15 protein-coding genes are annotated in these 12064 nt (G+C 52.7%); 14 read left to right on the top strand and 1 reads right to left on the bottom strand.

Annotated elements, in window-relative coordinates; translation table 11 throughout:
- Window positions 1-21: 21 nt before the first annotated feature.
- From BUB68_RS08995 to BUB68_RS09060, 14 genes are all read left to right on the top strand, one after another.
- Entirely contained in the window at window positions 22-459 is a 438-nt protein-coding gene (locus BUB68_RS08995) for an acyl-CoA thioesterase (RefSeq protein WP_073090322.1), read from the top strand.
- A gap of 28 nt (window positions 460-487) precedes the next feature.
- Window positions 488-1039: a hypothetical protein gene (locus BUB68_RS09000; RefSeq protein ID WP_073090325.1), complete on the top strand. Its 552-nt coding sequence runs from the start codon at window positions 488-490 to the stop codon at window positions 1037-1039.
- A 14-nt stretch (window positions 1040-1053) separates the two neighbouring features.
- Entirely contained in the window at window positions 1054-1713 is a 660-nt protein-coding gene (locus tag BUB68_RS09005) for a coenzyme F420-0:L-glutamate ligase (protein WP_073090328.1), read from the top strand.
- 52 nt (window positions 1714-1765) lie between these two features.
- On the top strand, window positions 1766-2512 hold the full coding sequence (gene rph / locus BUB68_RS09010) for a ribonuclease PH (protein WP_073090331.1): 747 nt from the start codon (window positions 1766-1768) through the stop codon (window positions 2510-2512).
- A 21-nt stretch (window positions 2513-2533) separates the two neighbouring features.
- Window positions 2534-3133 (top strand): RdgB/HAM1 family non-canonical purine NTP pyrophosphatase, encoded by a 600-nt coding sequence (rdgB, locus tag BUB68_RS09015; protein WP_073090334.1) that lies wholly within the window; start codon window positions 2534-2536, stop codon window positions 3131-3133.
- Window positions 3130-3615 carry a metallophosphoesterase family protein gene (locus BUB68_RS09020; RefSeq protein ID WP_073090337.1) on the top strand — a complete coding sequence of 162 codons (486 nt, stop codon included), beginning with the start codon at window positions 3130-3132 and terminating at the stop codon, window positions 3613-3615. Before rdgB ends, BUB68_RS09020 begins: the two co-directional genes overlap by 4 nt.
- Window positions 3616-3888: 273 nt before the next feature.
- Entirely contained in the window at window positions 3889-4731 is an 843-nt protein-coding gene (locus tag BUB68_RS09025) for a fumarate hydratase (protein ID WP_073090341.1), read from the top strand.
- A 22-nt stretch (window positions 4732-4753) separates the two neighbouring features.
- Complete coding sequence (locus BUB68_RS09030; RefSeq protein ID WP_014423664.1) at window positions 4754-5320, top strand: Fe-S-containing hydro-lyase; 567 nt, start codon at window positions 4754-4756, stop codon at window positions 5318-5320.
- A gap of 72 nt (window positions 5321-5392) precedes the next feature.
- Window positions 5393-6019 (top strand): succinate dehydrogenase/fumarate reductase transmembrane subunit, encoded by a 627-nt coding sequence (locus BUB68_RS09035; protein WP_073090344.1) that lies wholly within the window; start codon window positions 5393-5395, stop codon window positions 6017-6019.
- 36 nt (window positions 6020-6055) lie between these two features.
- A complete protein-coding gene (gene sdhA, locus BUB68_RS09040; protein WP_073090347.1) occupies window positions 6056-7963 on the top strand; it encodes a succinate dehydrogenase flavoprotein subunit in 1908 nt (635 codons plus the stop codon).
- Between the two features lie 17 nt (window positions 7964-7980).
- Window positions 7981-8733 carry a succinate dehydrogenase iron-sulfur subunit gene (gene sdhB, locus BUB68_RS09045; RefSeq protein WP_037353070.1) on the top strand — a complete coding sequence of 251 codons (753 nt, stop codon included), beginning with the start codon at window positions 7981-7983 and terminating at the stop codon, window positions 8731-8733.
- Between the two features lie 143 nt (window positions 8734-8876).
- On the top strand, window positions 8877-9290 hold the full coding sequence (locus BUB68_RS09050; protein ID WP_073090352.1) for a hypothetical protein: 414 nt from the start codon (window positions 8877-8879) through the stop codon (window positions 9288-9290).
- 139 nt (window positions 9291-9429) lie between these two features.
- The gene (locus BUB68_RS09055; protein WP_073090355.1) at window positions 9430-10164 is read left to right on the top strand and encodes a hypothetical protein; all 735 of its coding nucleotides are present in this window, start codon (window positions 9430-9432) and stop codon (window positions 10162-10164) included.
- Between the two features lie 25 nt (window positions 10165-10189).
- Window positions 10190-11695: a flotillin family protein gene (locus BUB68_RS09060; protein WP_256625850.1), complete on the top strand. Its 1506-nt coding sequence runs from the start codon at window positions 10190-10192 to the stop codon at window positions 11693-11695.
- A gap of 138 nt (window positions 11696-11833) precedes the next feature.
- Here BUB68_RS09060 and BUB68_RS09065 read toward each other — a convergent pair.
- The coding region (locus BUB68_RS09065) for a transposase (RefSeq protein ID WP_073090362.1) at window positions 11834-12064 on the bottom strand (231 nt) is incomplete at its 5' end.

Below are 12064 nucleotides of genomic sequence, written 5' to 3' on the forward strand. Positions count from 1 at the left end.
AAGTGTTAAGGGGGACTCAATATGCCAGTAAGAATCGAACATCATGTAAATTTCTATGACACTGATGCCATGGCTGTGGTACATCACGCCAACTACATCCGCTGGTTTGAGATTGGCCGGGTGGCGTATCTGCGTGCCATTGGCATCACGTTGACGGAAATGATGGATGATGGCTATGTGTTCCCGATTACGGACATCAGCGCCAAATATGTCTCGCCAGGAAAATTCGATGATGAACTCATCATCGAGACCACAGCTACGGCGCTCACGAAGGTGAAGATGTGCTTCAAATACCGCATTTTGCGCAAGGGGACGGAGGAAGTGCTGGTGACAGGGAAATCCCAGAACGTCTATACCAGCAAGGAGACGGGCCATATCGCCCGTCTGCCGGAAAAGTATTACACGCGTCTGCAGGCTGCCATGGCAGAGGAAAAGGCAGCGGCAGAGGCGCAAAAATAATCAGGGAAAATTCTAGGGAGGAATTATCGTGAATTTTTTGACCATAGTGTTATTAGTCATTCTGATTCTTATCTGTGTGACTAAACTCTTTTTGGCTTATCTGGGTACGGAGGACATCCGTGTGGATGCCAGCGCTCCGGTTGAGCTCGAAAGCAAGGATGAGAACAGTCTCGTGCTGGTAAAGAAACTGCGCTTCTATAATGAAGGCAAGCAGTGTGCGACCATCATGGATGCCATCTGCCGCAGCCAGCTGCCCTATGAGCAGTATGACGGCATCGAGGTGCGTCCCAAGGCCGAGCGCGAAGGCGAAGTCCGTGAGGATGATTATTTCGAAGCCGTCATCATCCAGAAGAAGGGCTACAAGGGCGGCGAAGACAGCCTGAACCTCTTTGCCAAGATCAAGCTGACCCCGCGCAAGGGCATGAGCCTTGAGGAAGCCCTGTCCCATATGGTTGACCTGCCTGTTGATTTCATCTGGCAGGAAACGGGCCGCGCCGTGCAGCACTACAACAAGCTGCGCATCGAAATCACGGCAGAAGAGATTGCAAGACTGGCTGGCGTGCAGCTGGCCAAGGACTAAGGAGGCACTGACATATGGCTGAAGAAATGAAACTTATCCCGGTGCCGACGCGCATCCTGACGGAAAAAGATGATATCGTGGATGCCATCGAGCATTACACGAAAGATAAAATCGGTGAAAACGACCTGCTCTGCTGCGCAGAATCTGTAGTCGCCATCACCCAGGGCCGCTTCGTGCGTCCGGAAGACCTGAAGATCTCCGGTTTGGCTAGGTTCTGCTGCCGTTTCATCCCGGACTACGGCTCTCTGGCTTCGCCCCATGGCATGCAGTCCCTGATGGACGTGGAAGGCAAATGGCGCGTAGTCTTTGCCCTGTTCGCTGGCTTTGTGGCCAAGGTTTTCGGCAAGTCCGGCATGTTCTATGTCTGGGGGGGCAAGGAAACGGCCATGATCGATGACGTGACGGGCACGATGCCGCCGTTTGACAAGTGCATTGTCTACGGTCCGGGCGAACCTTACGAAGTCGTAAAGCGCATCAAAGAGCGTCTGGGCTGCTTCGGTGCCATGATTGCTGACGTCAATGACCTCAAGCGCAGCCGTGTGGTAGGTATCACTGAGGGAACGGACGGCGAGATCGCCCGTAAGCTCCTGATTGATAATCCCTTCGGCAACGCTTCCCAGAAGACGCCAATCTGCATTATCAAGAATTACAAGCAGTATCAGGAAAGCAAATAAGTGGTGATAAAAGCCTCCCCACAGGGGAGGCTTTTAAAAAAGGAGTGATTGCATGGAGCGTTTCAGACACCGCGCTGCGGACGCTTTGCGCCCTTATAGGATTCACCGCAAGTTCCAGAAGTATCCGGCTGGTTCTGTGCTCATTGAGATGGGCAATACCAAGGTCATCTGTGCCGCTACCGTGGAAGAGCGGGTGCCGTTCTTTCTCAAAGGGACAGGCGAGGGCTGGATTACGGCGGAGTATTCCCTGCTGCCCAGCGCTACCGGCACCCGCACTCAGAGGGAGGCCGTCAAGGGAAAGCAGTCCGGACGCACGCAGGAAATCGAGCGGCTGATTGGCCGCAGCTTGCGTTCCGTGGTGGATACCAAAGCTCTGGGGGAGCGCACCATCATGATTGACTGCGATGTGATCCAGGCTGATGGCGGCACGCGTACCGCCGCTATCACCGGGGCATTCGTCGCTTTGGTGGAAGCTTGTTCCACTTTCTATCAGAAGGGGAATATCTTTCCGGTCAAGGACTTTCTTGCTGCCATCAGCGTGGGCATCAACAAGGAGGATGAACCTATCCTTGACTTGTGCTATGAGGAAGATTCTACAGCTATGGTGGACATGAATGTGGTGATGACAGGGTTTGGCAAGTTCGTTGAGGTGCAGGGCACCGGTGAAGGCCGGCCCTTTGACCATCAGGAACTCAGCCGGCTGCTCGCATTAGGGGAGAAGGGCTGCCGGGAGCTGATTTCCTATCAGAAGGATGTATTAGGCAGCCAGCTGGTCTGGCTGGTAGGCCGTGAAGGTTGATTTTTTTAGGGGAGTTATTTTATGAAGAAGATTGTCATTGCCACGAAGAATGCGGGCAAAGTCCGGGAAATGAAAGACGCATTTGCGCATCTGCCCGTGGAAGTGGTGGCCCTGTCGGAGTTTGGGAATCTGCCCAACGCCATTGAAGATGGGGGAACCTTTGCGGATAATGCCGCGATCAAGGCACGTTTTTACATGGAAAAGACGGGCTGTGCCTGCCTGGCTGATGATTCCGGCTTGGAAGTAGCGGTACTGGGCGGTCGTCCAGGGGTGTATTCCTCCCGCTATGCAGGCTATAATGCTGAGGACTGGGCCAATAACCAGAAGATGCTGGAAGAGCTCTGCATTGCCGATGTGGAGGAATCTCCGGCAAATTACCGCTGCTCACTGTGCTTCGTGGATACGGATGGTACGATCTTGCGGGCCGATGGTCGTTGTGACGGTGTCGTGCGCAAGATTCCCCGGGGCAAGAATGGCTTTGGCTATGATCCATATTTCTACACCAATGAGTACGCAGGCCGTACCATGGCGGAACTGACCTTTGAAGAGAAGGACCGCATCAGCCATCGCGGCCGTGCCCTGCGCAAGCTCACGCAGCAGCTGGAGGAACATCTGGCATGAAGGTAGGGATTCTCAGTGACAGCCATGGCGATTACCGCTGTATTGATATGGCCCTGTCCCATAAAGATGCGCAAGGGGTGGAACTCTGGCTGTTTGCCGGGGATATTGCCATGGATGCCGATTATCTGGCGATGGTGACGGATAAAGAGGTCATCAAAGTGGCGGGGAATAATGACTGGCCTGGAGGGCGCCTGCCGGATTATGAGACGGCAGATATTGCGGGGCATACCATTTTGCTGACGCATGGGCATCTCTTTGGTGTGGCCTTTGGCCTGGACAAGCTGGCACAGGCTGCCATCGATGTGGGGGCGGATATTGCCATCTACGGGCATACCCATATGGCCGTAGATACGGTGCTGGATGATGTGCGCATCCTGAATCCCGGCAGCATTGCCCGTCCACGGGATGCACGCAATGGTTCTTTCATGGTGATGGATCTGACGGCAGATAAATCTCCTTGTGTAAAACTGTTAAGAGTATAATTGTTATATATTGTATAATAATTATCAAATAGAAAAAATCTATAATTTTTTTAAAAAAGTCCTGCTTTTTAGCAGGATTTTTTTTGCGAGTATCTAATATAAATATTGATGTGATAGTAATCACGCAAAGAGGTAACTAAGATGCAGAAAAGTGAATCCGATTCACTATTTTCGCGGTTTGCGGGCATCATACGAATGCTTGAAAATCAATAGGAAATGTGTTATTATGTGCCTGCTGATGTGTGATAAAGTGTATTTATGGGAGGGATTACTTTGCGAGAAATCGACGCAAAACAAATCACGGAAACCGTAGCACAGATGTGCAAAGAAGCGGCCTATTACCTTCCGGATGACGTCTACAACGCCATGAAGAAGGCACGGGAGACGGAAACTTCTCCGGTGGGCCAGAACGTTCTCGACCAGATTATCCGCAATGCGGAAATCGCCAAGGCTGAGGATCGTCCCTATTGCCAGGATACTGGTATGACGATTGTCTTCCTCGAAGTTGGTCAGGACCTGCACATTACGGGCGGCCTGTTGGAAGATGCGGTCAATGCCGGTATCTCCAAGGGCTACACCGAAGGTTACCTGCGTAAATCCGTGGTAGGCGAGCCGCTGTTCAATCGTGTGAACACCAAGGACAACACGCCGGGCGTCATCTACACGAAGATTGTGGCTGGTGACAAACTCAAGATCACCGTGGCACCGAAGGGCTTTGGTTCCGAGAACAAATCCGGCATCAAGATGCTCGTGCCTGCCGATGGTGTAGAGGGCGTGAAGAAGGCGGTCATGGATATCATCCTCCATGCCAGCATGAACCCCTGCCCGCCGATGGTAGTCGGTGTTGGTATCGGTGGTACCATGGACAGAGCAGCCCTCCTTTCTAAGCTGGCACTCACGCGTTCCGTTGACGAACGCAACCCGATGCCGGAATACGCCAAACTGGAAGGCGAACTCCTCGAGCTCATCAATCAGACGGGTATCGGCCCCCAGCTGGGTGGCAATACCTCGGCACTGGCTGTGAACGTAGAGTGGGGCCCCACTCATATCGCAGGCCTGCCGGTTGCAGTAACCATTTGCTGCCATGCTATGCGCCATAAACAGCGTGTACTTTGATTTGAGACGGGAGGAAATATAAATGGCTGAACAGATTCGGATTCAGACTCCGTTTACGGAGGAAATGAGCCGCAAGCTTAAAGCAGGCGATGCGGTACTTATCTCTGGCGAAATCATCGCCGCTCGTGATGCTGCCCACAAGGCAATGACGGAAGCTCTGGCTCGTGGGGAGAAACTGCCCGTGGACTGGCAGAACCAGATGGTCTATTACCTGGGACCGACGCCGGCTAAACCGGGCGATCCCATCGGTTCCTGCGGCCCGACGACTTCCGGACGTATGGATGCTTATACCCCGACCATGCTCGAGCAGGGCATCAAGGGCATGATTGGCAAGGGTTCCCGCTCCAAAGAAGTGGTGGAATCCATGAAGAAGAACGGCGTGACGTATTTCGCCGCTGTTGGCGGTGCTGCAGCTCTGATTGCCAAATCCGTCAAGAAATATGAAGTCCTGGCTTACCCCGAACTGGGCCCTGAGGCTGTAGCCCGTCTCACGGTAGAGGACTTCCCGGCTATCGTAGTCATCGACTGCGAGGGCAACAACCTTTACGAAACGAATCAGGCTAAGTATCGTACGCTGAAAGGCTACTGATAAAGGTATAGTGGAACAAGGCGGGCACGAGATTTTGCCCGCTATTCCAGGAATTATTTTAGGAGGTATAGAATGTTTCACACAACTTTTTACGTGCGTCGTCTGCATTCACTAGTGGGCCTCTTGGCGCTGGGCATGGTGCTCTTTGAGCACATCTTCACCAACTCCATGGCTCTGGGCGGCGCTCCTGCACTTAACGGAGCCCTGGCAATGATGGAGCTCATCCCGCATCCGATTTTCCTCGGACTGGAAATCGGCGCTATTGCAACGCCGCTGCTCTTCCATGCCATCTATGGTATCTACATCTGCCTGCAGGCTAAGAACAATCCGGGCCGCTATGGCTATGTACGCAACTGGCAGTTCGCTCTGCAGCGCTGGACGGCTTGGTTCCTGGTCGTGTTCCTGATCTGGCACGTATTCTATCTGCGTATCCTGACCAAGGGCATCGCCGGTGTTCCTATTTCCTATGAACTCCTGCAGAACTACTTCGTAGCAAATCCTGCCTATGCTCTTCTCTACATCATCGGTATGTTTGCTGCCATCTTCCATTTCTGCAATGGTATCACGACCTTCTGCATGACCTGGGGTATCGCAAAAGGCCCCCGCGTCCAGAATGTGGTAAGTGCACTGAGCATGGGCCTCTGCGCTGTGCTGTGCCTCGTGACGCTGGCATTTATGGGCAGCTACTTTGTGATGTAATTGCCTTTGTGTATGGCAAAGTAAAGGAGAATTTCAATGGCTAATAAACCTGAAAAAAAGATTATTGTCGTAGGCGGCGGTCTTTCGGGCCTCATGGCTACGCTGAAAATCTGCGAAGACGGCGGTAAGGTTGACCTCTTCTCTTATTGCCCGGTAAAACGCTCCCATTCCCTGTGTGCACAGGGCGGCATGAACGCTTGTATGGACACCAAGGGCGAGCATGATTCCATCTATGAGCACTTCGATGATACGGTATACGGCGGTGACTTCCTGGCTGACCAGCTGGCTGTCAAAGGCATGGTTGAGGCAGCTCCGAAGCTCGTGCATATGTTCGACCGCATGGGCGTGCCCTTCACCCGTACGCCGGAAGGCGTTCTGGACCTCCGTAACTTCGGTGGCCAGAAGAACAAGCGCACCGTATTCGCCGGCTCCACCACGGGCCAGCAGCTGCTCTATGCTCTCGACGAGCAGGTTCGCCGTTGGGAAGTCAAAGGCGGCGTAAAGAAATATGAATTCTGGGAATTCATCAAGATCATCAAGAACAAAGACGGCGTTTGCCGCGGTATCGTTGCGCAGAACATGAACTCCAACGAAATCCAGGCGTTCCCCGCTGATGTAGTCATCCTGGCTACCGGCGGCCCTGGCCAGGTGTATGGTCGCTGCACGGCTTCCACCATCTGCAACGGTTCCGCTGTATCTGCTGTTTACCAGCAGGGCGCAGAAATCGGCAACCCTGAATTCCTGCAGATCCATCCGACGGCTATTCCGGGTTCCGACAAGAACCGCCTGATGTCCGAAGCCTGCCGTGGTGAAGGCGGCCGTGTCTGGGTATATCGCAAGAACCCCCAGACGGGCGAAAAAGAACGCTGGTACTTCCTCGAAGATATGTATCCGGCATACGGCAACCTGGTACCGCGTGACGTTGCTTCCCGCGCTATCTACAAGGTTGTTGTGCACATGGGACTCGGCATGACCAACCCGAACCGCGTATATCTCGACCTGTCCCATATCCCAGCTGATTACCTCGAGCGTAAACTGGGCGGCATCCTCGAAATGTACGATGATTTCGTAGGTCAGGATCCGCGTAAGGTGCCGATGGAAATCTTCCCGTCCATCCATTACTCCATGGGTGGTATCTGGGTAGACAGAGAACATCACACCAATATCCCGGGCCTCATGGCTTCCGGCGAATGCGATTACCAGTACCATGGTGCAAACCGTCTGGGTGCAAACTCCCTGCTGTCTGCTACCTACTCCGGCACCATCTCCGGTCCGGAAGCTCTGCGCCTGGCCCGCAGCGGCAAGCTCGGTGCTGCTCTCACTAACGAAGAACTCGAAGCAGCCCGCAAAGAGTGCGTAGAGGAATTCGATAAGATCCGCAACATGAATGGTGCCGAAAATGCTCATCAGATGCACCATGAACTGGGCGATATCATGTACAAATACGTGTCCATCGAACGCGATAACAACGGCCTCAAACAGTGCATGAAAGAACTACATGCCCTGCTTAAGCGTTGGGACAACATCGGTGTTACGGACCATGGCAACTGGGCTAACCAGGAAGCAATGTTCGTTCGTCAGCTCCGCAACATGATCATCTATGCAATGGCTATCACGAAGTCTGCTCTCCAGCGCGACGAAAGTCGCGGTGCTCATGCCAAGATCGTGCTCAAATCCGACTACGATTCCTGGGATGCAGCCAAGAAGAAGGCCTTTGATGAGAAAAATGGCAAGTATCATTTCGATGCCGAGACTGGCCGTGCCATGACGGATGATGGCAATGATGACTTGCTGTTCTTTGGCCGTGATGATGAGAAATTCATGCGTACCACGGTGGTATCTTTTGACGCTGCCAACAGTGAACCGGAAGTTTCCTATCGTGAATTTGAACACTCTCTCATTAAGCCGCGTCTGCGTAACTACGCTGTAGCTAAGAAAGAGTAAGAGGGAGGACAATAACAATGGCAGAACAGAAAAAAGTCAGATTCGTAATCGAGCGTCAGGATGGCCCTGATTCGGCCCCCTACACGCAAGAATTCGATGTAGATTACCGTCCGGGCCTCAACGTTGTTGCCGCCCTGATGGAAATCCAGAAGAACCCGGTCACCGTTGATGGCAAGAAAGTTGCTCCTGTTGTTTGGGAATGCAACTGCCTGGAAAAAGTCTGCGGTGCCTGCATGATGGTTATCAATGGCAAGGCTCGTCAGGCTTGCTGCTCCCTGATTGACAATCTGGAACAGCCCATCCGCCTGCAGCCGGCTCGCACGTTCCCGGTTATCCGCGACCTCTTGATCGACCGCTCTGTGATGTTTGAAAGCCTCAAACGTATTCAGGGCTGGGTGGAAGTGGACGGCTCCTGGGAAGTCAAGGATGCCCCAATCCAGAACCCGTACACCGCACAGACGGCTTACGAGATCTCGCATTGCATGACCTGCGGCTGCTGCATGGAAGCATGCCCCAACGTTGGTCCGCAGTCTGACTTCATCGGCCCGTCCCCGACGGTTCAGGCATATCTCTTCAACCTGCATCCGCTGGGAAAATTCGACGCTCCGAAGCGCCTGAATGCCCTGATGGAAAAAGGCGGCATCACCAGCTGCGGCAACAGCCAGAACTGTGTACAGGCCTGCCCGAAGAACATCAAGCTGACGACTTACCTCGCACAGCTCAACCGCGATGTCAACAAACAGGCCCTGAAGAATATCTTCAACCACTAATTGCATAAGCAATAGGCAATACGGCCCCCGCCATTGGCGGGGGTTTTTGTATTTCCTGTTGACAGAAAGTGGATATGCCTGGCAAAAGAGAGGGTTAAGGAAATCCTTCCTGCTGACGATATAATAAGCAGGGAGGTGGCTTTATGAACGTGACAGATATTAAGGGGACAGCAGGCGTGACCAATATAGAACGGGCTAAGGACAAGGGGACAGATGATTTCAAAGGTCTGTTTTCCGGTATGGTGCGGGAGAAGCTGGACAGCATCACCGAAACTTTGGAGGAGATGAATGCGCGGCAACAGGAAGTCAAAGAGCTGAGAGACCAGCAGCATTTTACGGAAACCGTGCGCCATGTTATGCCCGATGGTACGATATTGGTGCGGGAATATGTGGATGGCAGGCTGGACAGCAGTTACCGCAAAAAGCCGCATATGAAGGATATTCCCGATGAAACCCAGCCCCTGCCCAGAGCATTGGATGGTACGGTGCTGGAAAGCCAGATCAAAATGAAAAAAGTACCTGCGGTACGAGTCTTTGAAGATTTTGCGGGGCAATAGGAAAAGCGTGTCATTTCCGGAATAGCAGCCAGAAATGACACGCTTTTGATTTGTCGGTATTGTTTTGAAAAATATTATCAAACTCTAAGGGAAATTTAAGAATATTATTGTACCATAAATGCCAGGGGGATGAGTGAAGATGGAGAATCAGGGATTTCGGGAACGCTGCGAATATGATCTTATCCGGGAGGCGTTGGATACCCTGTTTCGGAAGTATCGAAGCCACAGGTTGAATTCCAGCGAAGCTTATATTGAGTCCGGTAATCTGCTCGACTATGATGCTTTATGTGCAGAAGCGATGTTTTTTCGGTTCTATGCGCTGCGCAATCTGCTGCGGCCGGAGAAGAACCGGGATTTTTTTGCGCATGCCAGCCGGCCGGAAGCCAGACTCCTGCAGCAGCTGGCAACTGGCCGGGTGCCAGAAGAAGATTATCCCTTGGAGGATGATGGGCAGCTGCATTGTTACCGGTACAGCCGTCAGGAACTGCTCGCTTTATGCAGCCGGGAGTTCTATGGTTATGTGCAGGATTATTATCGGCACGTTCCTGCGGCTTCGCGGATGGATGTGATGAAGAAGATCCGGCTGTTTGAGGGCATCTATCTGGAGGAACGGCAATTTTTCACGGAGGATTGCCAGCGTTATCTGGAGCCTTACCTGCCGTATATCATGGATCTGATCCGTGACCTGCAGCCGGCGTGTCTGCCGCGCCTGCATACTGTCTTTGCCAAAATCAAGGCGATCCTGGATGGCAGACGGCAGGAACAGTCCCGAAAAAAAGCCGAGGAGAAGGGGCTGGCGTTTGCGGTCCTGGAAGATGAATTGGCGAGCATCATGAAGGATATGACTCTGTTCAGGCAGAGTGGTCATAAATAATCATTTAGAAAGGATGTTGATCTTTTTGGCTTTACTAGTCCTTATTGCAGTTTTTGTCTTTGTTCTTATGACGATTGCCCTGACCTGCTGGGTGAAGGCACCGCCTGATGTGGCGTTCATCCTCTCTGGCTGGCGGGCTAAGCCCCGTATGCTGGTCGGTCAGGGCGGCGTGAAGGTTCCGCTGCTGGAACGCGTGGACCGCTTGTTCCTTGGGCAGATGACGGTGGATATCCGCACCCAGCAGAGCGTGCCTACCAATGACTTCATCAATGTCAAGGTGGACGCTGTGGCCAAGGTTTCGGTAGATGATTCCGAGGAAGCCCGCTTGCTGGCTTCCAAGAACTTCCTGAACCTGACGCCGGAACTCATTGCCGACCAGTTGCGCGATTCCCTCGAAGGCAATATGCGTGAAATCGTGGGCACCTTGTCCCTCAAGGAAATCAGCACTAACCGCGACTCTTTCTCCGAACAGGTCAAGGCGGCAGCGGCGCAGGATATGGAGCGGCTGGGCATCAAGGTCATTTCCTGCAATATCCAGAATATCACGGATGAGACGGGGCTGATTACGGATCTGGGCGCGGACAATACGGCCCGCATCCGCAAGGACGCTTCCATTGCCAAGGCTCTGGCTGACCGTGATGTATCGGTGAAACAGGCCGAGGCCATGAAGGAAGCCAATGATGCCAAGGTAAAGGCAGAGCTGGAAATCGCCCAGCGCCAGAATGAACTGGCCATCCGCAAGGCGGAACTCAAGCGGGAATCGGATATCAAGCAGGCAGAAGCCGATGCGGCTTATGCCATTCAGGAACAGGAACAGCGCAAGGCCATCGAGACGGCCACGGTGGATGCGGAAATCGCCAAGGCCAACCGCGAAGAGGCTCTGCGCAAACAGCAGGTAGCTGTCCGTGAGCAGGAGCTGGCCGCCGAAGTCCAGAAAAAAGCCGATGCGGAAAAATACAATATCAGCAAGCAGGCCGAGGCAGAACTGGCCAAGCGCCAGCGTGAATCCGAAGCCCGGCTCTATGAACAGCAGCGCGATGCTGAAGCCCAGAAGGCACAGGCAGAAGCGAAGAAATATGCTATGGAGCAGGAAGCTGCTGGTATCACGGCCAAGGCCCAGGCTGAAGCGGAAGCCATCCGCCTGAAAGGTGAAGCCGAGGCTGCGGCTATGGACAAGAAGGCAGAAGCCTTGAAGAAGTACGGCAAGGCCGCTATGGCCCAGATGGCTATTGAAATCCTGCCGAAGGTGGCCGCTGAGGTGGCCAAGCCTTTGGGAACCATTGATAAAGTCACGATCTTTGGTGGCGGCAATGGCAGCGGCATGTCCACGATGTCTGACAATGTGCCGCTGGTCATGGCCAAGACCATCCAGACCATCAAAGAGGCAACCGGTGTGGATATCGCCGAAATCATGCGAGCGGAGTCCTATGATGCCAAGGTAACGAAGAACGTCAATGTATCCGGCATGGATGAGGAATCTGCCCGGGAGGCTGTGGCTGCGACAGCAATGGCTGAAGCCTCTGTGAAATAAAGAAAAAAGGGCGCTGTGATGAAATGCGAAAGCATTTTATCCACAGCGCTTTTTTATTGCGTGATTTTGTATCTTATACCATTATAATCTAAAAAAGGGCGCAATGCCCCTTTCCCCATAAAGTAGCTTATTATCTGTTTATGCGGCTAATTTTACTCGATTGATTTTATTATGGTATTTATAAAGATTATGCCCTATAGAAACAAGGAAAATTTCCAGTCTTACCTGTTCCATGCCTTTTCTTACGACTCGTTTATACCAGCGATCATATTTCATTACGCCAAAAGTACCTTCTGATTGTATGGAGCGATTCATTCTCAGCAGTGCTCCGTGGATGCTTTCCAAGTTATCCACAACTTCTTGGTGCAT

Source organism: Pseudoselenomonas ruminantium (genome assembly GCF_900142515.1).
Taxonomy (GTDB): domain Bacteria; phylum Bacillota; class Negativicutes; order Selenomonadales; family Selenomonadaceae; genus Selenomonas_A; species Selenomonas_A ruminantium_D.